Origin of the sequence: Luteolibacter arcticus, from assembly GCF_025950235.1 — a bacterium.
Classification (GTDB): Bacteria; Verrucomicrobiota; Verrucomicrobiia; order Verrucomicrobiales; family Akkermansiaceae; genus Haloferula; species Haloferula arctica.
On the sequence record NZ_JAPDDT010000001.1, the window covers coordinates 182382 to 203472 of the forward strand.

Genomic DNA, 21091 nt, shown 5'->3' on the forward strand with positions numbered 1-21091 from the left:
TTGGCGACGGTCATAGACTCGCCGCTACATGATGTGGGTCATGGGGCAATGGGTTCGGCGCGGGCGCGGTAGAAGCGGGTGGGCTCGGCGTCGTCGGGGTCGGTGATGGTGATGAGGCCGGTGGATTCGCTGGTGAAGCCGGGGCCTGTGGGGGGGGCTCCGTTTGCGGACTCGGCGAGGGTTTGCCAGGTGGTGAGTTCGTCGGCGGCCTCGACGATGAGGCGGTAGCCGCGGGCGTGGGGATTGCGGGTGAGGGCGAGCTGGGTTTCGCCGGCGGGGGTGCGGGTGAATTGGAGGCCGGGGCTGGCAGGGGCGGGGGTGAGGGGATCGCCGTCGGTGAGGTAGTCGATGAGGTTCGGCAGGCCATCGCCATCGGCGTCGGCTTGGTCGCCGGAGATGGTGGGGTCGGCGAGCTGTGGCGCGCTGAAACGGGCGGCCATCCAGGCGTGGTAGCTTTGGCCATCGGGGACGGTGGTGGCGTTGTCGCCGAGGAGGGTGGCGAGGGCGGTATTCGACAGCAGGCTGGGTGAGCCGCCTTGGCCGGTGATGGGCGCGGCATTGAGCATGGCCTGGGTGATGGTGGGCTCGGGGCGGCGGACGCGGAGGTAGTCGGCATCCACGACGAGGTCGGGATTGCCGCCGGTGACGACGGTGCGGTTGTGGTGGAATTCGTTTTGGACGCTGACGGTATTCCAGTCGGTGTAGGTGGTGATGCCGAGCTGGACGGTGGCGGGCATGTCATTCCGGGTGAAGCGATTCTCGATGATCCAATTGCCATTGCCGTGGCGGCGGAGCAGCAGGAAGACGGGGCCGCGGCGGATGCACTGGAGGGTGACGAGGTCGGTATTCGCGGGGATGCCGGTCTGGACGGCGTAGAGCGTGGAGACGCTGTTGATGGTGGTCTTGACCTCGCAGTACCAGGTATTCGCGACGTTGCCCCAGGCGGTGTCGGCATTGCCGAAGGAGAGGAAGATGTAGTTCTCGGTGCCGGGCTGCCAGGGGGTGGTGTAGTGGTTTGGCTGGCCTTGGGCGGGCGGTGGCCAGGGGAGCACGACATTCGGGCCGGGATCGGGCACGGGGGCGGCATTTGTTAGACCGCGCGGGGTGCGGATCATGATGCCGCCGAGGCTGTAGGCGGAGGCGGGGCGGCCGGGCAGGCCGTTGCGGCGGTTTGCCTGCATGCGGAGGGTCGCGACGAAGTCGCCGGTGACGGCCTTGTAGGCGTAGGCGCCGGTCCAATTCTGGAACCAACTGCTGCTGTAGGGCATGAGTCGCATGTGGCCATCGCGCGAGGAGTCGATGTCCCACGTCTGCAGCTTGGAAATGCCCCAGCCTTCGGCGGTTTCATTGCGCTGCCACTGGGAGAGGGTGGCGGGGTCGCTGAATTCGTCGGAGAGCGGTGTGAGGTCGTCGGGGGCCTGGTAGGTGATGGAGGCGATGTTAGAAGCGAAGTTCGGCAGGCTGTCGTCGAGGGCGATGGCGCGTGTGGCAGGGAGCTCGGCGGTGACGGGTCCGCTTTGTGCGAAGCCGGCGATGCGAAGGCGGTAGTGGCTGGAATCGAGGGTAGTCAGGTGGCTGGCGGTGGCGCCGGTGAGCTGGAAGTCAGCGGCGGTGAGGCCGCTGACGGCTTCGGAGAAGGCGACGTCGAACTCGGCGAAGGGTGCGGTGGAGGGGGATGGTTGCACGGCGGTGAGGGTGACCGTGGGATTCGCGGGGAGCGGGGCGCCATCGAGCTGGAGGAGGTAGTCGCGGAGGTTCGCGAGGTCGGTGGCGTTCAAGGCGAGCGCTGCGCGATGGACGGCGGCGGCGCGGCGCTCCGGGGTGATGACGGTGAGATCGTCGAAGCCGGAATCGGCGGCCGAGGTGGTGACGACGATGGTGTTGGTGGTGCCGGCTGTTAGAGAGACGTTTTCGATGCGGATGCGCTGCCAGTGGTCGCCCGGTTGGCCGACGCCGAAGGGCCGGGTGACGGCGACGACGTGTGGGGTGCCATTGACGGTGACGGTGATGTTGCCAGGTGGGCTCCAGAAGGGGGCGGTCCAGCGCAGCTCGAGGTCGCCGGGGCCGGTGGTGGTGCCTCCATCGACATTCGGGAAGGTCACGGTTTCCCCGCTGCCGAGGTAGACCATCTGGCCGTGCATCGAGCTGTCCTCATTCAGGCGCGGGTAGCCGGGTTCGCCGACGCCGGCGCCGAGCGTGGCGTCTTCCGCCTGATAGATGGTGCCACCGGCGACGCGGAAGACTTCATCGAGGGTCTTCGCGGAGCCATCGTGGAAATACGGGGCGCTGGCCCACAGGCCTAACAGCGTGGGTGTGTCGATGCCGGTGAGCGGGGTGTTCAGCCGTTGGCCGGAGCTGGTGCGGAGGGTGCCGACATCGCGCGAAATACTATCGGTATAGTGGTTGCCGGTGTGGCAGCTCGCGCAATTGAGCGAGGCGAAGACGGCGGCTCCGGCGACGGCACCCGGCGTTCGGGTGCCGTCCGGATTGCGGTGGGGGCTCCGCGGAAGGGTCTCCTGGCCGAGCGAGGTGACGTAGGCGGCGAGGGCATCGAGCTCCGCGCTGCGGCCGGCATTCGGCGCGCCGAGGGATGGGTTTGGCGTTTGGCCGGGCGGTAGCAGGCCGGTGCCGCCGAACTCGTTCATGACGTCGATCACGAAGTCCTGGATCTCGTCGAAGTTGCCAGACCAGTGGACATTGCCGTGGGCGGTGCCGCTGCGGCCGCGGAGGTCGGTGGTGTTGCGGAAGCCTTCGCCGCGGTTGGTGAAGTCCCAGGTCATGCCGTCGTGCTGGCCATCGACGTGGCAGCTCGCGCAGGAGATGTAGCCCTCGAGGCTCATGGTCGGCAGCGTGGACAAGCCGCTGGTATCGGCGGCCTGATAGAAGATGCGTTTCCCTAACAGGACGTCGGGAGCGAGCTTGTCGCTGTCGATGGTGGGGACGGCCACCCGGTCGGTTTCGCGGTGGCCGAAGGACAGGAAATCGCCGAGCCCGTGGACGGTCACGCTGCGGCCCATGAAGTCGGCGCTGAAGAGGCGGCTGGTCACGGGATCGAACGCGAGCCCCTGCGGCGCGAGGCCGGTGGGGAAGCGGCCCTTGGTGGTCTTGACCGCGAGGCTGCGCGGGGCGGTGCGGACGAGCAGGTCATCGAAGACGGCGATGTTGTTGTTGCCCTGGAGCGCGACGAAGAAGTAATCGCCGCGTGGCGTGAACTCGATCGCGGTGGGCGACTCGCTGTTGTCGATGTCGATCCGGTAGCTGTCGGGATTGCCGACGTTGGGCTCGTTGTTAGAGGTGAGGCTGACCCGGCCAACCATGGCGCGCACGGAGTTGTCGGGGTCGAGGGGATCGTTGGTGTCCTGGCCGAGATCGAAGTATGTGCCGCGATGGGTGTTCGACTTCACCGCGGTGTAGTGGGCGTATTGGCCATCCGGGGAGATCGCGATGCCGCCGACGTAGTTTGGCACGCCGCGGCCCGAGGACGAGCCGTCGCGGCCGCGGTCGCGGTGGAGGGGGATGGTGCGGGTGAGTGACATGGTGGCGGCATTCACGTCGTAGATCTGGCCGAATTCCTCGCCGGAGATGAATCGTGTAACGAGCACCCGCGAGCCATCGGCGGTGATGGCGATGGCGCGCGGGGTGGGGCCGAGATTAAGGCTGCCAGTCTGGGCGCGGGTGGCGGTGCTGTAGCGCCGCAGTTGGCCGCGGCTTTCCAGTGAGACGAAGGCGGTGGTGCCATTCGGTGAGATGGCCACGCCCATCGGCGCGCTGCCATGGCCGAGGTCGATGCTCTCTAACAACGCGCCCGCGCCGCTGAGCACGATCAGGCGGTCGGCATCGCGGCAGGTGATCCACGCATTGCCCGAGGTATCGATGGCCACGCCGCGTGGGTCGATGCTGCCGGGGAGCGAGAGCAGGGTATTCAGGCTGATTTCGGAGAGCCGCGCGCGGGTATCGGCATCGAGGATGCTGATAGAATCGTTATCCGGATTCACTACCCACACGCGGCGATTGGCGGCATCGAGCGCGATGGGGGAGGACTTCGTCGGGCTGATTGCGGGTGGGGCGGGTGCCACGGTGACGGTGGCGGTTTGCGACACGCTCGATAGCGGCGTGCCGGTCCGCACGTCGCGCACCTGGACCTTCACGCCGTAGTGTCCGGCGGTGGCGTAGGTGTGACTGGCGGTGGCGAGGGGGCTCCAGTCGCGCACGGCATTCGCCTCGCCGAAGCTGAAGCGGTATTCCAGCGTGTCGCTGTCGCCATCGGTGGCTGCGGCGGTCAGCATGACCTCGCTGCCGGGTGTGGTCGGCGAGGGGGCGGCGGCGAAGGCCGAGATGACCGGTGAGGCATTGCCGCCGGCCACGCTGGCACCGGTCGAGAAGGTGAAGGAGTAGGGAAGGATGCCATTGCCCGCGACGTCCTTGATCCCGCCGGCGACGATCTCGACTTCGTAGGTGGTGTCTTCCTGGAGATACGCGGTCGGCGTGATGGTGAGCACGTCGTCGTAGGAAAAACTCACCGTGGCCGCGACCGGTGCGCCGCCGACCGGGCGCAGGATGACGCTCTGGCCATTGACGATGGTGTAGCTCTCGAGGTTCTCGTGGATCAGCAGGCTGACGGGTGCTCCGACGGGGAAATTCGTCTGGCCGGGGCGTGGGACGTGGTAGCCGACGTAGGGCGGATTGCGGTCAGGATTCGCATCATGGATCCACACGCCGACGCCATCGGCGCCGCTCACGCTATAGCCGCCGCTGACGAGGAGATTGCCCATCGGCATGAGGTGCTGGCTGGAATCGAGTTGCCCCGCCACGCTGCCCGGCGGGCGGTTGTTGCCGATCTCATCGATCTCCAGCACCGGCTGGAAGGTGTCCATGTCGATCTTATGCCGGTCCGCGAAGACGAAGCGGTCCTGGCACTGGATGTAGCCGAGGCCATTGCCGCGGTCCCATTCGGGATGGCCGGCGACATTGATGGAGGTGACGAATTGGAGGTTCGTGGGGTCGCTGTAGTCGACGATGTCCACCGAGTTGGTGTCGCGGCGGGAGAAGACGAGGTAGTTTTGCCAAGGCGCGACGATGTAGGCACCGATGGGACCGGAGAGCTTGTCCAACAGAACTGGCGGCTGTGACGGCGTGTCGAAGACCGGCGAGATGTCGTAGCACAGCAGGCCCATGTTCGACTCGTCGGAGGTGATGAAGAGCAGGTTGCCGAGCAGGATGGAATTCCCCGCGACCCCGTGCTGAGCCAGAGCTGGCCAATCGGCCAAGGGCTGGTTGTTGTTGCCTCGATAGATGAAGGCGCGGCCATTGACGGCGTTGTATTCGGCCCAGTTGAAGGCGAGGCCCCAGGGGTAATACATCCGCGTGATGCCATCGGCCGGATGGGTCGCGCCGAGCGACACGAAGCCGGGCAGATCCTGGATGATGTTCACGCCTTCGGTCTGCCGTCGGATGTTCGCGGCCCATTGGCCGCCGAGCCAGTCGCCGACCTTGTAGTGGCCGTGGGTGCCATGGTCGGAGAAATTGCCGACGTTTTGCCAGCCGGTCGCCTGGATGGTCAGGGTGGCGGGGTCATTGATGTCGGTGAAGCGCCAGCGCCGTGGATTCGCCGCGCCGACCTCGTGGGTGTAGATCTGCTGGTTGTGATAGGCGATGTTGGTGACCCGGCCGAGATTGATCTGGCGGTAGAGCAGGGTGCCGGGGGTGCCGGTGAGGTTGTTAGGGAAGGCGGGATTCACCGCCGGGACCTGGGCGGCCAAGGGGAGGGTGAAGGTGATGGCAAGGAGTGAACGGAGGAGGTCCATGACGGTGTGCTTGGGAGTTTGCGGACGCCGGTTACACAAATTCTGCCGGAATTGTTCGGGCGGGCCAATCTTCAAGATTGCCTGAGGATCTAACCGCTTTGCTCTGCTCCGGAGTTTTCTTCCGCAGGGGTTCCGTGGTAGCTCTCGGTTGCGCATGTCCGATCCCCAGTTTCGCCTTACCCGCTGGAGCCTCGTGCTGCGCGCGCGCGGGGACGGCGACGAGGCCCACAGGGCGATGGGCGAATTGTGCGAGGCCTACTGGTTCCCGCTCTACGCGTGGTGTCGGCGCTCCGGATTGGCCGCGGCGGAGGCGGAAGATCTGGTTCAGGGCTTCTTCCTGCGGGTGATAGAGAAGGATCTCTTCGCCGCGGCGGATGCCTCGCGGGGGAAGCTGCGGACCTTCCTGCTGACTGCTCTGCAGCGTCATGTGCGGGACGAGCAGGGGAAGGCGCGGGCAGAGAGGCGGGGCGGAGGGCGGGTGGTGTCTTTCGACGCGGTCGAGGCCGAGGCGTGGTATGCCGGCGAGAGCATCGACGGCGAAAGCGCGGACCAGATGTTCGACCGGCAGTGGGCGCTGACCGTGCTCGACCAAGCGATCGGCCGGTTGGAGCAAGAGGCCGCCGGGCGGGGAAAGGGCGAGGCATTTGGTGCGCTGCGTCCGTTTCTCACGCGGGAGGGGAGCGCTGCAGAGTATGAGCGATGCGCGACTCCGCTCGGGATGAATGGCGGGAGCTTCAAGGTCGCGGTGCACCGGCTGCGCGCGAAGTTCCGCGATGCGCTGCGTGCCGAGGTCGCTGAGACCCAGCCGGATGGCGAAGGCGTGGACGCAGAGATCCGCCACCTGATGAATGTGCTGGGTGCGAGCGGACTGGCGGACTCCGGGCTTCCGGGTGACCGCTGAGCCGGTAAGCTCGCGAGCATGTCCGCTTCCTCGCCCCATCGTCGTCTCGCGGGATTGAATCCCGCGGACCTGATGGCCACGGCTACGTCGCAGGGCGATTCCGATGAGGCACCACCGGAGCTCGCGGGCATCGAGATCCAGCACCTGATCGGCCGGGGAGGGATGGGCGCGGTCTATCTGGGAAAGCAGCTTTCGCTCGATCGCGAGGTGGCGGTGAAGATCGTGGCCAAGGCGGGCGACGAGCTTTTCCTCGAACGTCTCGAACGCGAGGCGCGCACGATGGCGAAGCTGCGGCACTCGAATCTGGTCACGGTGCACCATTTCGAAAGGCTGCCCGACGGATCGGCCGCGATCATCATGGAGCATGTCCAAGGGGGCACGCTGCGGGATCGTATGGCGCTGCATCCGCAGGGCTTGCCTTTGGAAGACGTGCTGCGCTGGACTCGTGAGATCGCGGCGGCGTTGGCGGCGGCCCACCGCTCGGGGGTGGTCCACCGCGACCTGAAGCCGGAGAATGTCTTGCTCGATGGTCATGGGTCGGCCCTCGTGACGGACTTCGGATTGGCGGTTCCGACCGACCGCAGCTCGACGCGTCTGACGCTGACGGGCACCGCGGTGGGGACGGTCGATTACATGGCGCCCGAGGCCTTCCACTCCGCGGATCCCGATGTGCGGGCCGACGTGTTTTCGCTGGGGGTGATGATGTATGAAATGCTCACCGGCCGCATCCCGCGCGGCAGTTTCGATGGCCCTCGACGCCAGCGCCCGGAAGTGCCGCGGGAGCTCGACGAGGTGGTCATGAGGGCGCTGCGGCCCGCGCCCGAGGAACGCTTCGCTGGCATGGACGAGCTGCTTGCCGCGATTGATCGGGCGGTGTTGCGGAAAGGTGGCCGGCGCTGGTTCTTGGGTGCCGCGGGAGTGGCTGCGGCGGCGCTGGGGATCGGCCTATGGAAGAAGCGGAAGCCGGCCGTGGAAGATGCGACCTCCCTGGCTGAAGTGTCATCGTTGTCGCCGAAAGAATGGCGTCCGTTGCTTTCCTCCACCGATCTCTCGCGCCGCGTGATCTCCGGCCGGTGGACCCGGGAGGGTGGGGCCGTCGTGACGGATGACTCGGTCTGCGTGCTCACCCTGCGCGACGAGGTGCCAGCGGCCTATCGGCTGCGGGTGGTCTTCACGCGGCTATCGGGTGACTACTGCGCGGGTGTGTTCTTCCGCGTGAACGGTCAGGTCACCAGCGTGGACATCGATGGCTGGGACAAGGATCTCGCAGGGGTGCAGACAATCGATGGCTTGAGTTTGGAGCAGCAGGAGCACCCCTTTACCTTCGCGCTGGAGGATGGGCGTCGCTACGAGCTGAAGATCGAGGTGAAGCCCGAGGCTGTTCGCATCTGGATCAATGGCCGCGAACTCGGCACGGTGCCCATCGCCGGGCGGCAGCTCGGCGTTGTCTTTCCTTGGCGGTGGGATCCTGCACAACGACCGGCGGCGCTGGCGATCGGCTCTTATCAGAGCCCGATGCGTTTTGAGTCGGTGGAGTGGTGGCCGCTTGATCCGTGAGCAGATGTTAGAGGGGGGGATCCGGCGGTTTGACTCAGGTTGTAGTAGTTCATGAGTTAACTGGACTGAGCGGGGGAAGAGCTTGGATTTCCAGCGTGTCCGGCTAAAGCCGGGACTACGTACAACTTGGAGGGAGGCCCTCTAGTGAAGTGCTCAGACCTCTGGCCGATCTGGTGAGGGCGTGCCGCAGTTCCAGCATTCGGAGAAGACGCCTTCGACGTGTTCCTTGCACACCGGGCAGGTCCAGTCCGGTCCGGGCGGAGTGTTGTTAGAGGCCTCGCGGAATTCGCGGATGATGGACTTCGCCCGTGCTTCGTCCGCATTGTCGAGCACCCACAGCTCGGGATAGACCTCGGAGATCGGCAGCTCGCCGGCGGCGCGCGACGCGCCTTCGTTGCGGATCTCGGTGCGGATGCCCTCGGATTCCAAGACGGATTGGAGGTGGCCGACGACGGTGAAGTCGATGTGGTCGAAGACGAGCTTCATTCTGGGAACAAATCACCAATCACCAATCTTCCAATCACCAATCGAAGTGTGGGGAAGAATGAGATTGTGCTGGAGCGACGATCTAATGGTGGGAAGACGCGCCTGAGACCTCCGCGAGCATTTCGCGGCGGCACCCATGGCGTCAGCGGTCCTATTCTTCAGGCAATCCGATTGGTGATTGGAGAATTGGTGATTGATGATTGGATTCTATCTCAGGCCGTCTTCACCTTGTCCCACTCGGCGGTCCACAGCGGCAGCTTGTCGCCGAGATCATCGATCGGCTCGCATTTCGCGAACAACTCGTCCGGCGGGAAGAGCACCTCGCTGCCGCGGAAATCCTCGGTGAGGCTTCCATAGGCGGCCGAGTTTGGCGCGCGATAGCCCATCCACTCCATGTTCTCTGCCGCCACGCTGGCCTCGGTCACGTGATTGATGAAGGCGTAGGCGAGATCGACTTCCTTGGCGCCCTTCGGGATGCAGAGGTCGTCGCAGGAAAACGCGGTGCCTTCCTGCGGGACGAAGATCCTCATGTCATCGTTCTCCTCGCTCGCCTGGATCAGGTCGCCGGCGTAGCCCTGCACCAGGTGGAATTCCCCCGAAGCGATGCCGGTCTTGTACTGCTCGTTCTCGAATTTCGCGATGTTCTTCTTCCAGCGGATCGCCACGTCGCGTGCGGCGGCGAGTTGGGCGGGATCGGTGGAATTCAAGGGGTGGCCGAGGAACTTCAGGGCGGCACCGAGGACCTCGCGCATGTCATCGAGCAGGGTGATGCGGCCCTTCAGATCGGCGCGGTCAAGCATGGCCCAGGAGTTCACGGGGTTGCTGACCTTCGACTCGAGGTAACACAGGCAGGTCGGGGCCATCATGTAGGGGACGGAAACTTCCATCTTGGGATCGAGCGACTTGGTCAGGTAGGAGGCATCCACGTTCTTGAGGTTCGGGATTTTCCCGTGGTCGAGCGGCTGGATGAGCCCCTTCCGCTTGAGCGCCTGGACCGCATAGGACGAGGGCACCAGTACGTCGTAGCCGCTCGCGCCGGACTCGATCTTGGCGAGCATCGCCTCGTTCGAGTCGAAGGTGTCGATGACCACCGTGCAGTTGTGGGCCTTTTCGAAGCCCTCCTTGACTTCTTGTTTCAGATAGTCGGCCCAGGTGAAGATCGTGAGGGTTTTCTTTTCGCCGGCCGCCCCCTTTGGCTTGCAAGCGGAGATCGAAGCGGCGGCGAGCGCGGAGGCGGCGATGAAATGGCGGCGGTTCATGACGGATGGAGCGTAGAGGGTCTGCGGGAGAAAGGGGAATCGGAAATTGGATCGGATTTCTTACTTGGACTCGGCCATGGCCGGCCGCGTCAATCGTTGTGAAATCGCGACCACCGCGAAGGTGACGATGAGCATCAGGGACGAGAGCGCGTTGATCACCGGCAGGTCCTTGCTCTTTTTGATCATCGAGTAAACGAGCGTTGGCAAGGTGTCCGAGCCCGGGCCTTTGACGAAGTAGGTGATCACGTAGTCATCGATCGAGAGCGTGAATGCCAGCAAGCCTCCGGCAAAGATGCCCGGGGCGAGCAGTGGCAGCGTGACCTTCAGGAAGGCTTGCGTTTTGGTCGCGCCGAGGTCGCGGGCGGCTTCCACCACATTGAAATCGAAGTCCTGCAAGCGGGCCTGCACCACCAGCGCGACGTAGCTCAGGCAGAAGGTGACGTGGGCGATGGAAATCGTCAGCAGGCTGAGGTTCATTCCAAAGGAGATGAACAGCAGCAGCAGGCTCATCCCCATCAGGATATCGGGGAGCACCAGTGGCACGGTGACCAGCAGCTTGTGGGCGTCCTGCAGCCGGGACTTGTAGCGCTGGAGCGCGAAGGCGGCGGCGGTGCCCAGCACCATCGAGGCAATGCTGGCCCCGGTGGCGACCTTCACGGAATTACCCAGCGCGGCGAGGATGTCGGTGCGCTCGAAGAGGCGCTCATACCAGCGCGTGGTGAAGCCATTCCACTTCGAGGCATAGCGGGAGTCATTGAAGGAGTTCAGCACCAGGAACCCGATCGGCAGGTAGAAGAATACCAGCACCGAGATCAGCGTGACGAGCGGGGCGCGGCTGGGTTTCACGATCGGAGATGGTGGATGGCAGATGGAGGATGGGAGATCATGGATTCACGCGGTGCGCTCGCGACGCCTGAGGAACATCGGAGCCAGCACCAGAAGAGCGAGGGCTCCGGAAAGCGCGGCGGCCTCGGGCAGGTTGCGGTCGGTGAAATTCCGCTGGGCGATCTTGTTGCCCAGCATCTGCGTGCGGGTGCCGCCGACCATGTCAGGCACCACGTAGGAGCCGAGCATCGGGATGAAGACCACAAGGAATGCGGTGATGACGCCTTGGCGGATCCCCGGGATGAAGACCGAGAAGAAGGCACGCAGGGGCTTTGCGCCGAGGTCACGGGCGGCATCCAGCAGGCCGAAGTCGAATTTCTCTGCCGCGGCGAAGAGCGGGAGAATCGCGAAGGGCAGGTAGGTGTAAACGCTGACGATGACCACCGCGGTGAGGTTTCCTAACAGCCGGTCGTTTTCGCCGAGCAGCCCGATGAAGCGCAGCGCCTCCGCCACATAGCCCTGGGCGTGCAGGATCTGCTGCCAGGCAAAGACGCGGATCACGAAATTCGTCCAGAACGGCACGATCACCAGCAGCAGCACCCGCGAGCGCCACACCGGCGTGAGGCGGGCCATGGCGTAGGCGACCGGCAGCGACGCGGCAATGCACAGCAGCGTGGTCATCGCCGCCGTGAATATCGTGCGGAAGAACAGCGCGGGATAGCTTGGGTCAGCCAGCGCGCGGATGGAGTCCAGGCTCCAGCCTTCCCCGATGCCGCCCGCCGGCAATGCGGGGCGAAAGGCGATCGCAAAGATGATCGCCACCGGAACCAGGACGAACATCACCAGCCAGAGGAAGCTGGGGGCGGTGGCTAGGAGTTCGGGTTTGTTTTGGGGCTTCATCAGAGGGGAAAAAGAAAATCATCAATCACCAATCTTCCAATCACCAATCAGAGTGCTTGAAGAGGCAGGACCGCTGGCGCCTGGGGCGGAATTCCTCCTAATTCGTGATCTGGAAGCGGGTGCGGCCTCTTTCATGCTATTCTTCTCCGTTCTTCTTCAAGATGCTGGTGAAGATCCGCGTCAGTTCGTCGGACTCCTGCCAGAGCGTCCGAAGCACATTGCGACGATCATCCACTGAGGTTTCGCCAAGCAATCGGAGCCAAAGCCGCGACTCTCCCGACTCCTTTCGGCAGACCTTCAGCCGGTGAAGGAAATCTCCCGTGGAGATCGGATTATTCGCTTCGGCGTAGTTGGCAGCGACAGATCCTGAAGAGCGCAGCACTTGCTTAACGTCGCTCGTTTGTTCCAAGCTCCAACGATGCGCTCCGATGAGTTTCCTCACTGCCAGCGCAAACTGGAAGGTCCGCTCATCCAGATCAAATTTCTTCTCTTCAGACACTTCGATTGGTGATTGGAAGATTGATGATTGGTGATTTGCCCTTTTAGGCATCCGGCAGCGTTAGCATCCCTTCGTCCTCCTCGCGGTATTGCTCTAACAGGAAGCCGTCGTTCGCGTCCCAGAGCAGCCAGACGGTGTCGCCCCATTTTGGGAGGGTCTCGTCGAGCTGGAAGGTCCGGTGCTGCATTTCCGCGCACATGCGCCATTCGCCGCAGCGGACCCAGTAGCGGGTGTGGGAGCCGTAGTAGATGACGTCCTCGACCTTGCCTTCGACGGCGTTGTCCATCGGGGACATGGCCGGCTTGTCACGGGAGACGACGAGTTTCTCCGGACGGATCGACAGGTGGATGCGGTCGCCGACCGAAACTGCCTTGTCGTTGTCGATGACAATGCTGCCGAAGTCCTTCACGTCGCAGCGCGAGAAGCGGGAGTCGATCGATTCGGTGATCTTGCCATCGAGGAAGTTCGTGTCGCCGATGAAGGCGGCGACGAAGGATGAGCGGGGTGCCTCGTAGATCTCCGCCGGCGGGCCGACTTGCTCGATGACGCCCTTGTTCATCACCGCGATGCGGTCGGAGATCGACATCGCTTCGCCTTGGTCGTGGGTGACGTAGATGAACGTGATGCCGACCTCGTCATGGATGGCATCCAGCTCGACCAGCAGGCGCTGGCGGAGCTTGAGGTCGAGCGCGGCGAGCGGTTCGTCGAGCAGCAGGACCTTGGGCTTATTCACCAGCGCCCGGGCGAGGGCGACGCGCTGCTTCATGCCGCCGGAGAGCTGGGCCGGCTTCTTGTCGCCGTGGGCCTTGAGGTCGACGAGTTCGAGCATTTCATCGACCCCCTTGGCGATCTGCCCCGGCGTCCATTTCGCGATCTTGGGACCGAATGCAATGTTGTCCCGGACCGAGAGGTGGGGGAACAGCGCGTAGCTTTGGAAGACCGTGTTGACGGGGCGCTGGTCGGGTGGCAGCGGGGTGATGTCCTTGCCGTCGAGATAGACGCGGCCGAGGTCCGGCTGATCGAAACCGGCGGCCATCCGCAGCAGCGTCGTTTTCCCGCAGCCCGAGGGCCCGAGGAGGGAGAAGGTCTCGCCCTTCTCGATGTCGAGCGTGACATCGTTGACGGCGGTGAAGGTCCCGTAGCGGCGGGTGACGTTCTCGAAACGCAAATAGGAGGCCATTGGCTTGCTAGATGAAACGCGAACGGGAAGGGAACGCAAATCATCAATCACCAATCTTCCAATCACCAATCGGAGTGCCTGAAAAGAGAGGACCGCTGACGCGAGGGGCGGAGGTTCTTGGAGTCGCCGGAGCCCTCCGGGAGAGGTGACCCACCTCGTGGCGCGCCGGCCCGGGCGATCCTCCTAGGCCAAGGCTACGGGGCGACAAGTTGGTGATTGGAAGATTGGTGATTGGTGATTTCATCCGGCCCATGATCGACATGCTCGTGCGCCTCTACGACCTGCCCGAAAGCGCGGAACTCTACGCAAAAGCCGCAGGGCAGGGGATCACCCTCCGCCGTGCGCGGGCGTTCGAGAAGCACACCGTCGCCGAGTTCGCGCGCACTCACTTTTCCCCGAAATGGGTGAGCGAGGTCGAGGTCGCTCTGAGCCGCCAGCCGGTCGCCTGCTTCATCGCCACCAAGGACAAGGCCATCCTCGGCTTCGCCTGCTACGACACCACCATGCGCGGCTTCTTCGGCCCGACGGGTGTCGCGGAAGCGGCTCGCGGCACGGGCATCGGGAAGGCGCTGCTCTTCAAGGCTCTCGAAGCGCTCCGCGATATCGGCTACGCGTATGCCTTCATCGGCGGCGTGGGGCCGCGGGAGTTCTATGAGAAAGCCTGCGGGGCCATTGAGATCCCAGGCAGCGATCCGGGGATTTATGGGGATATCTTGCCGTGAGCAGCCCGTTAGGTCGGGTCGATCAATCCAACAACAGCACCTCCGCCTTCTTCGAGCGCAGGCGGAAGGTCTTCTTGGACAGGTCGTGGGCGGCCTTGATCGAGCGGACGGTGCGGCTTTTCACGCGCATGAGCACGGAGTGGGTGCGGGCGACGTTGCCGTTCACCTCGACGCCGCGGAGCAGCGGGCTATCGGAGATTCCGGTGGCGCTGAAGAGGATGCGGTCGCCTTTGGCGAGGTCTTTTGAGAGATAGACGCGGTCGAGTAGGTGGCCGTAGCCCTCCGCGATGAGGACGCGCTTCTCGAGGTTGTCCTTTGGCCAGATCTTTGCCTGCAGGCCACCACCAAGGCAACGCAGGCCGGCCGCGGATAGCACGCCTTCCGGGGCTCCGCCGATGCCGATGTAGAGATCGATGTTACTCTCCGGCAAGGCCGGCGCAATCGCGGCTGCGATGTCGCCGTCGGAGATCATCCGCAGCTTGGCGCCGATGCGGCGCACGGCATCGATGTAGGGTTGGTTGCGCGGGCGATCCAAGATCATGACCACGATGTCGCGGATGTCCTTCTGAAGGATCTTCGCGGTGATCTTGATGACTTCTTCTGTCGGGGCTTCGACGCTGATCGGCAGCTTGGGATCGGCGATGAAGGCCTGGCGGACTTTTTCCGGATAGGAGAGCTTCTCGAGGTAGAAGGCCGGGATGTCCTCGAGCGCGCTTGCTTCGCCATCGACCGGGATGGCAGCGGCGATGCAGGAGACCGAGTTGGCCATGCCCTTGGAGACATTGGTGGTGCCATCCACCGGATCGAGTGCGATGTGGAATTGCGGCGCGCCTTCCGCCCACGTGCCGACCTTCTCGCCTTTGAAGATGCCGGGGGCCTCATCCTTGATGCCTTCGCCGATGACGACCTCGCCGCGCATTTCCATGAGGTCGAACATGCCGCGGATGGCATCGCAGGCGGCGGCATCGGCTGCTTCCTTTTCGCCGCGACCCATCCATCGGTGGGCGACGATGGCGGCTCCTTCGGTTGCCCGGAGGAAATCCATTTCAAAAATGCGTTCGGAGTCGATCATGGGTTCAAGGAGGGGGAGGGGGAGAGCGCGGGGAATGCAAATGGCGGGCCAAATCGCTCAGCGACCGATGAACGCTTTGAATCGTTCATATGCGGCCTGCCATTCGTCGCCGTTATGCGGTGCATAATTTTGGAACTCGAACGACTCGCGAATCAAATGACGGGCCGCGGCGAGGTCGGGCAGGTGACCGGTGGCGATCATCTGCACGACGATGTTGCCGCAGGAGGTCGCTTCGATCGGACCGGCGATGACCTCGATGCCGAGCGCGTCGGAGGTCGCTTGGGCAAGGAAGGCATTCTGAATGCCGCCGCCGCCAGCATGGAGTCGCTCGAAGCGCTTGCCTGAAAGGGCGCAGAAGTTCTCGAAGACCGCCCGGTATTTCAGCGCGAGCGATTCGGTGGCGACGCGGAGGATGGTGCCCTTGTCCTGGGGCACCGCTTGGCCGGTTCGCTCGCACCATGTCTGGATCTTCGCGGGCATTTCGCCGGGCGCAGCGAAGATGGGATCGTCGGGATCGATGAAAGCGGTGAAGGACGGCGCCGCCTCGGCGAGCTTGGCCATTTCGCCGTAGGAGATACTTTCGCCATCGAGGGCCCATTGGCGCTTGCACTCCTGGATGAGCCAGAGGCCGGCAATGTTCTTAAGGAAGCGGACAGAGCCCTCGGCGCCGAGTTCATTGCAGCAGCGGGCGGCGTAGGCCTGGGGGGTGCGGATCGGATCTTTCCTCTCCAGACCCATGATCGACCATGTGCCGGAGGACAGCCACAGCGCGTCCTCGCCTTCCATCGGGATGCCGGCCACTGCCGATGCGGTATCGTGCGAGGCACTGGCGACCACGGGGATGCCTTCCATGCCGATCTGGCGGGCGACTTCCTTGCGGATCGGGCCGAGCACGGTGCCGGGCGCGACGATTCTCCCGAAGATCCGCTTCGGCAGACCGAGAGTCTCGATCACGCCCCACGCCCAGTCGCCGGTGCCGGCGTCGAGAAGCTGCGAGGTGGAGGCGATGGTCCGCTCGACCGCTTGCACACCGCACAGCCAGAAGGCGAGCAGGTCGGGGATGAAGAGCAACGAGTCCGCCGCCGCGAGGGCAGGGGAGGCGACCTGTTCCTCGGCCAGCAGATGCAGCGAGGAGTTATAGAAATTCGTGGTGATGCCGGTGAGCGAGTAGATCTCCGCCTCGCTGAGCTTCGCGTGCATCACCGCTGGCATCCCTTCGTGGCGGGAGTCGCGGTACTGGTGCGGCATGCCGAGCAGCCGGCCATGGCCATCTAACAAACCAAAGTCGCAGCCCCAGGTATCGATGCCGATGGCGACGATGTCCTTGCCATATTTTTCCACCGCGCGGCGGAGGCCTTCCACGATGTCGCGGAACAGGCCGACGATGTTCCAATACGATCCTCCCGGCAGATCGGTACCGGGATTGTCGAAACGATGGATCTCCTCGAGTTGGAGGCTTTTCAGATCGGAGACGCCGGCGATGACGCGGCCGCTGCCGGCACCGAGGTCGATGGAGAGGAAGACGGGCATGGAAAAGATGGCGGATGGGAGATGTTAGATGGCGGATGCCTTGGCCATGCTCAGCGGGCGAAGCGGAGTTCGTAGGGTACGCTCTTGAGCTGGCCCTTGGCGTAGGCCTTGGACTCGCGGTCGGTGATCACGACGTCAAGATCGACGGGCGTGGCGAAGAAGTGATCGGCCTTGATGCCGAGCTTCGAGTGGTCGAGTAGCGCGCCATTCCACGCGGAGATCTCGATCATCATGCGCTTCAGGCGGGCCTGCTCGGGGTTCGGCTCGCTGATGCCTTGGACGGGATCGAGTCCGGCCCCGGAGAAGAAGAAGCGATCGATCTTCAAAAGCCGCAGTGCGGACTCCGTGAGCATGCCGGAGAAGCGCCGGCCACGTGCCTCGTAGGCACCGCCGAGCTGCACCAGCTCCAGATCGCCCCGGCCGGCCAGCCGCTCGATCACGGCGAGCGAATACGTCACCACCCGCAGCGGCATGTTTTCGGGCAGGTGCGCGGCGAGCTCCAGCGCGGTGGTCGAGGCATCGAGGAGGATCGTTTCGCCCGGCCCGATGATGCGCACCGCTTCGCGGGCGATCTCGATTTTCTCCTCCAGCTTCCGCGCCTCGCGCTCGCTTTGGGAGAGCTCACCGAGCGGGGCGGAGGCATCCATCGCGCCGCCGTGGGTGCGTCGCACGTGGCCGCGGCGGCCGAGGTAGTCGAGGTCGCGGCGAATCGTTTCTTCCGTGACCTCGAAATCCTTTGCCAGCTCTGCCGTGCGCACGGTGCCTTCGCGGCGGACACGGTCTAAAATCTGGCGTTGGCGTTCGGCTGCTAACATGTGGGTTTTTGTGGGAAATTGCTTGCTTTCGTGGGTTTTGTCCCGCACACCCCGGCCACGTCAATCGCGAACTTCGACCGACCCATGCCTTCCGACTTTAAAAATGTGAACTTCTCGTGGGATGACGCCTATGTGGCGACCCTCGATCCCGTCGAACGCCTCGTCTATCGCTCCAATATTCTCGGTGCGGACCAGCGCATCACCAACACCGGTGGCGGCAATACCTCCTCGAAGATCGTCGAGAAGGATCCGCTCTGGGGTGCCAGTGCCGAGATCCTGTGGGTGAAGGGCTCGGGGGGTGACCTCCGCACCTCGAAGCGTGAGAATTTCTCGTCGCTCTATCAGGAAAAGCTTATCGCCCTGCAGGACGTCTATGCCGGCCGCGGTGACAAGGGCCTCAAGTCGCAGGCCGAGGATGACATGGTGGCGATGTATTTCCACACCACCTTCAATCTCAACCCGCGTGCTTCCTCGATCGACACGCCGTTGCACAGCTTTCTGCCGGGCAAGCACGTCGACCACATGCACCCGAACGCGATCATCGCGATCGCGGCATCGAAGAATTGCGAGAAGCTCACGCAGGATATTTTCGGCGGCACCATGGCCTACGTGCCGTGGATGCGCCCGGGCTTCGAGCTCGGCCTCGCCATGCAGGAGATCGCGAAGAAGCAGCCGGACGTGAAGGCGATCATGATGGGCCAGCACGGCTTCATCTCGTGGGATGATGACGAGAAAGTCTGCTACACGCGCACGCTCGAGTTCATCGAGAAGGCCGCGAATTACATCGAAGGAAAGTATCAGGCCAAGGGTGGCGATGCGAAGGCCTTCGGCGGCCAGAAGTATCTCACGCTCCCCGAAGCCGAGCGCCACGCGACTCTCGCCGCCATCCTGCCATGGCTGCGCGGCCAGGTGTCCCAGCAGAAGCGCTTCATCGGCACCGTGCAGGACGACGTGAAGATCCTGCGCTTCGTCAACTCGGCCGATGCGCCGCGCCTTGCCGAGCTCGGCACCTCCTGCCCGGATCACTTCCTGCGCACCAAGATCAAGCCGCTCTACGTCGACTGGAATCCGCAGTCCGAGGACCTCGCCGCGCTCAAGGCCAAGCTCACCGCCGGCCTCGAGCAATATCGCAAGGACTACGCCGCCTACTACGCATCCTGCAAGCACGCCAACAGCCCGGCGATGCGCGATCCGAATCCGACGGTCGTGCTCATCCCCGGCCTCGGCATGATCGCCTGGGGCAAGGACAAGTCCGAGAGTCGCGTGACCGCCGAATTCTACAACTGCGCCGTGGAAGTCATGCGCGGTGCCGAGGCGATCGACGAATACATCGCGCTGCCACAGCAGGAGGCCTTCGATATCGAGTACTGGCTGCTTGAGGAAGCGAAGCTCCAGCGCATGCCCGCCGAGAAGGAACTCGCCCGCCAGATCGTCATCGTCATCGGCGCTGGCTCCGGCATTGGCAAGGAAACCGCGCATCGCCTCGTGAAGGAAGGCGCGCATATCGTCTGCGTGGACCTCAACCATGAAGCCGCCGAAGCGACCGCCAAGGAGATCACTGACAAGTATGGTCTTGGCATCGGCGTCGCCGGCAGCGGCATCTCCGGCTGCGGTCCGGCCATCGGCCTTGCCGCGAACATCACCGACCGTGCCAGCATCCGCGCGATGCTCGATCAGGTCGCACTCGCTTATGGCGGCTTCGACCACATCTGCGTGACTGCCGGTATTTTCGTGCCGAGCGACACCAGCGGCCACATCCCGGATGACAAGTGGGCGCTCACCTTCGCCATCAACGTCAGCGGCTCCTACTATGTCGCCGACGAAGCCGCTAAGACGTGGAAGGAACAGGGCCTGCGTGGCAACCTCGTCCTCACCACCAGCGCCAACGCCGCCGTCGCGAAGAAGGGCAGCCTCGCTTACGACACCTCGAAAGCCGCTGCGAACCACCTCGTCCGCGAGCTCGCCATCGAGCTCAGCCCGCTGGTCCGTGTCAACGGCGTCGCTCCCGCGACCGTCGTCCAAGGCTCGGCGATGTTCCCGCGCGACCGCGTCATCGGCTCGCTGGCCAAGTACAGCATCCCTTACGCGGACGACGAAGCCACCGAGTCACTGGTGACCAAGCTCGCCCAGTTCTACGCGGATCGCACCCTGACCAAGTCCCCGATCACTCCGGCCGACCAGGCGGAAGCCTACTTCCTCCTCGTCACCAGCCGTCTGAGCAAGACCACCGGACAGGTCATCACCGTCGATGGCGGCCTGCACGAGGCCTTCCTCCGCTGAAGCCAAACCAACTTCCACGTAGTAGGTCCGAACGGGCGGCTTCTTTCACGGGGCCGCCCGTTCACTTTGTCGCGGAGTAGTCGAGCCTTGAAAAAGTGGCTCAGTTGCGGCAACCGAGGGGCTTGTCAGGGCCGGAGGGCTGGCTAGCGTGGGGCATGCGTTTTTCACTCCTCGTCGCGTCGGTGCTGGTCGCCGGCAGCCTTTCCGCCCTTGCCGGGACGCCCCAGCAGGCGGATGGCGTCCGCCGTTCGTATGAGGCGGATTTCAAGGCGTGGGTGCTGAAATTGCACGTGGCCGGGAGTGATGCGGAGCGCAACAAAATCGCCGAGGAGCGGCCGGATGCCGCCGCGGCAGCCAAGCGGATGTGGGCGACGATCCAGCCGAATCTGGCGGAGCCATGGTCGGTGGAGCCGGCGGCATGGCTGCTGAGAATTTCCTCCGGACAGGTGACCCAAGGCGAGAATGGGATGGCCAAGCCGCTGCTGGGCGAGGCGGCCATCGCAATCCGTGCCGCGGTGGAAAAGTATCACTTGTCCGACAAGAACCTGTCCCCGATGTGCCTGGCACTGGTCGCTTCGCCGGATCCGGCGTCGCTGACGCTGCTGGAGAAGGTCGAGCGCGGAAATCCCGACAAAAAGGTCCAAGGAGTAGCCGCACTGGGGATCGCCATGTTGCTCAAGGACTTGAGCGACGAGCCGGAGGTGATGCGGCGTCGCCTGACGATGCTGAAGAAGGCGATCATCGAAAGCAGTGACGTGGAGGTCAACGGGGTGAGCGTGGCGAAGCTGGCCGAGGACGAGTTGTATATCATCCGCTTCCTCAGCAAGGGCCGCGAGGCTCCTGACCTGGCCGGCATGGATTCCGGTGGCCGGCCGATGAAGCTTTCGGACTATCAGGGAAAGACCGTGGTGCTGCTGTTCTGGCGGTCCGAGGAAGTCGGCACGCAAGAGTTGTGCGAGATGGTGAAGAAGATACGCGCCCGATTCACCGGCAAGCCGTTCGAGATCGTAGGCGTGAACCGCGATCCGCAGGCGTCGCTGCGCCAACTCCAGGCTTCGGGCATGGTGGATTGGCCGAACTTCTCCGACCCCGATGGCAAGTTGACCGGTGAATACCGCGTCGGCGTGTGGCCCTTGGCCTATGTGCTCGATGGCAGCCGCAAGATCCACTACACCGGCGCGATGGGCTCCTTTGTCGAACTCACCGCCGCGGCAGTGATGGCGGACAAGTGAGGTAGAGGGGCGGGACGCCCCTCCAACGG

Annotated in this window: 15 protein-coding genes; 5 read left to right on the forward strand and 10 right to left on the reverse strand. The window is 64.1% G+C overall.

Features of this window, described 5'->3' with window-relative positions; translation table 11 throughout:
- Positions 1 to 38 precede the first annotated feature (38 nt).
- Positions 39 to 5804 carry an Ig-like domain-containing protein gene (locus OKA05_RS00725; RefSeq protein ID WP_264485165.1) on the reverse strand — a complete coding sequence of 1922 codons (5766 nt, stop codon included), beginning with the start codon at positions 5802 to 5804 and terminating at the stop codon, positions 39 to 41.
- Positions 5805 to 5958: 154 nt separating this feature from the next.
- On the opposite strand from OKA05_RS00725, the gene OKA05_RS00730 reads away from it, so the two are divergent.
- Both OKA05_RS00730 and OKA05_RS00735 read left to right on the forward strand, forming a co-directional pair.
- The gene (locus OKA05_RS00730; RefSeq protein ID WP_264485166.1) at positions 5959 to 6705 is read left to right on the forward strand and encodes an RNA polymerase sigma factor; all 747 of its coding nucleotides are present in this window, start codon (positions 5959 to 5961) and stop codon (positions 6703 to 6705) included.
- A gap of 18 nt (positions 6706 to 6723) precedes the next feature.
- Positions 6724 to 8262 (forward strand): serine/threonine-protein kinase, encoded by a 1539-nt coding sequence (locus tag OKA05_RS00735; protein WP_264485167.1) that lies wholly within the window; start codon positions 6724 to 6726, stop codon positions 8260 to 8262.
- A gap of 153 nt (positions 8263 to 8415) precedes the next feature.
- Here OKA05_RS00735 and OKA05_RS00740 read toward each other — a convergent pair whose 3' ends face one another.
- The 6 genes from OKA05_RS00740 to OKA05_RS00765 all read right to left on the reverse strand — a co-directional run bounded on the left by OKA05_RS00740 (position 8416) and on the right by OKA05_RS00765 (position 13411).
- Positions 8416 to 8748, reverse strand: a complete 333-nt coding sequence (locus OKA05_RS00740) for a putative signal transducing protein (RefSeq protein WP_264485168.1) — start codon at positions 8746 to 8748, stop codon at positions 8416 to 8418.
- Positions 8749 to 8960: 212 nt separating this feature from the next.
- Entirely contained in the window at positions 8961 to 10007 is a 1047-nt protein-coding gene (locus tag OKA05_RS00745; protein ID WP_264485169.1) for an ABC transporter substrate-binding protein, read from the reverse strand.
- Positions 10008 to 10067: 60 nt separating this feature from the next.
- Positions 10068 to 10853 carry an ABC transporter permease gene (locus tag OKA05_RS00750; RefSeq protein ID WP_264485170.1) on the reverse strand — a complete coding sequence of 262 codons (786 nt, stop codon included), beginning with the start codon at positions 10851 to 10853 and terminating at the stop codon, positions 10068 to 10070.
- A gap of 45 nt (positions 10854 to 10898) precedes the next feature.
- Complete coding sequence (locus tag OKA05_RS00755; protein WP_264485171.1) at positions 10899 to 11732, reverse strand: ABC transporter permease; 834 nt, start codon at positions 11730 to 11732, stop codon at positions 10899 to 10901.
- 136 nt (positions 11733 to 11868) lie between these two features.
- Positions 11869 to 12282, reverse strand: coding sequence for a four helix bundle protein (locus OKA05_RS00760; protein WP_264485172.1), 414 nt, complete (start codon positions 12280 to 12282; stop codon positions 11869 to 11871).
- Positions 12275 to 13411 (reverse strand): ABC transporter ATP-binding protein, encoded by a 1137-nt coding sequence (locus OKA05_RS00765; RefSeq protein ID WP_264485173.1) that lies wholly within the window; start codon positions 13409 to 13411, stop codon positions 12275 to 12277. Before OKA05_RS00765 ends, OKA05_RS00760 begins: the two co-directional genes overlap by 8 nt.
- Positions 13412 to 13662: 251 nt before the next feature.
- Here OKA05_RS00765 and OKA05_RS00770 point away from each other — a divergent pair, with 251 nt between their 5' ends.
- On the forward strand, positions 13663 to 14133 hold the full coding sequence (locus OKA05_RS00770) for a GNAT family N-acetyltransferase (RefSeq protein ID WP_264485174.1): 471 nt from the start codon (positions 13663 to 13665) through the stop codon (positions 14131 to 14133).
- Positions 14134 to 14155: 22 nt separating this feature from the next.
- Here OKA05_RS00770 and glpX read toward each other — a convergent pair whose 3' ends face one another.
- From glpX to OKA05_RS00785, 3 genes are read right to left on the reverse strand one after another with little or no spacing between them, the layout of a single operon-like run.
- On the reverse strand, positions 14156 to 15205 hold the full coding sequence (gene glpX, locus OKA05_RS00775; protein WP_264485175.1) for a class II fructose-bisphosphatase: 1050 nt from the start codon (positions 15203 to 15205) through the stop codon (positions 14156 to 14158).
- Positions 15206 to 15262: 57 nt separating this feature from the next.
- Entirely contained in the window at positions 15263 to 16735 is a 1473-nt protein-coding gene (locus OKA05_RS00780) for a rhamnulokinase (protein WP_264485176.1), read from the reverse strand.
- 50 nt (positions 16736 to 16785) lie between these two features.
- Positions 16786 to 17550: a DeoR/GlpR family DNA-binding transcription regulator gene (locus tag OKA05_RS00785; RefSeq protein ID WP_264485177.1), complete on the reverse strand. Its 765-nt coding sequence runs from the start codon at positions 17548 to 17550 to the stop codon at positions 16786 to 16788.
- An 84-nt stretch (positions 17551 to 17634) separates the two neighbouring features.
- Here OKA05_RS00785 and OKA05_RS00790 point away from each other — a divergent pair, with 84 nt between their 5' ends.
- Entirely contained in the window at positions 17635 to 19830 is a 2196-nt protein-coding gene (locus OKA05_RS00790; RefSeq protein WP_264485178.1) for a bifunctional rhamnulose-1-phosphate aldolase/short-chain dehydrogenase, read from the forward strand.
- Positions 19831 to 19985: 155 nt separating this feature from the next.
- Complete coding sequence (locus OKA05_RS00795; RefSeq protein WP_264485179.1) at positions 19986 to 21062, forward strand: peroxiredoxin family protein; 1077 nt, start codon at positions 19986 to 19988, stop codon at positions 21060 to 21062.
- The last annotated feature ends 29 nt before the right edge of the window (positions 21063 to 21091 follow it).

Coding starts and splice junctions, on each gene's coding strand:
- OKA05_RS00725 (WP_264485165.1), bottom strand. CDS start 5,804: ATGGACCTCCTCCGTTCACTCCTTGCCATCACCTTCACCCTCCCCTTG.
- OKA05_RS00730 (WP_264485166.1), top strand. CDS start 5,959: ATGTCCGATCCCCAGTTTCGCCTTACCCGCTGGAGCCTCGTGCTGCGC.
- OKA05_RS00735 (WP_264485167.1), top strand. CDS start 6,724: ATGTCCGCTTCCTCGCCCCATCGTCGTCTCGCGGGATTGAATCCCGCG.
- OKA05_RS00740 (WP_264485168.1), bottom strand. CDS start 8,748: ATGAAGCTCGTCTTCGACCACATCGACTTCACCGTCGTCGGCCACCTC.
- OKA05_RS00745 (WP_264485169.1), bottom strand. CDS start 10,007: ATGAACCGCCGCCATTTCATCGCCGCCTCCGCGCTCGCCGCCGCTTCG.
- OKA05_RS00755 (WP_264485171.1), bottom strand. CDS start 11,732: ATGAAGCCCCAAAACAAACCCGAACTCCTAGCCACCGCCCCCAGCTTC.
- OKA05_RS00760 (WP_264485172.1), bottom strand. CDS start 12,282: ATGCCTAAAAGGGCAAATCACCAATCATCAATCTTCCAATCACCAATC.
- OKA05_RS00765 (WP_264485173.1), bottom strand. CDS start 13,411: ATGGCCTCCTATTTGCGTTTCGAGAACGTCACCCGCCGCTACGGGACC.
- OKA05_RS00770 (WP_264485174.1), top strand. CDS start 13,663: ATGATCGACATGCTCGTGCGCCTCTACGACCTGCCCGAAAGCGCGGAA.
- glpX (WP_264485175.1), bottom strand. CDS start 15,205: ATGATCGACTCCGAACGCATTTTTGAAATGGATTTCCTCCGGGCAACC.
- OKA05_RS00780 (WP_264485176.1), bottom strand. CDS start 16,735: ATGCCCGTCTTCCTCTCCATCGACCTCGGTGCCGGCAGCGGCCGCGTC.
- OKA05_RS00785 (WP_264485177.1), bottom strand. CDS start 17,550: ATGTTAGCAGCCGAACGCCAACGCCAGATTTTAGACCGTGTCCGCCGC.
- OKA05_RS00790 (WP_264485178.1), top strand. CDS start 17,635: ATGCCTTCCGACTTTAAAAATGTGAACTTCTCGTGGGATGACGCCTAT.
- OKA05_RS00795 (WP_264485179.1), top strand. CDS start 19,986: ATGCGTTTTTCACTCCTCGTCGCGTCGGTGCTGGTCGCCGGCAGCCTT.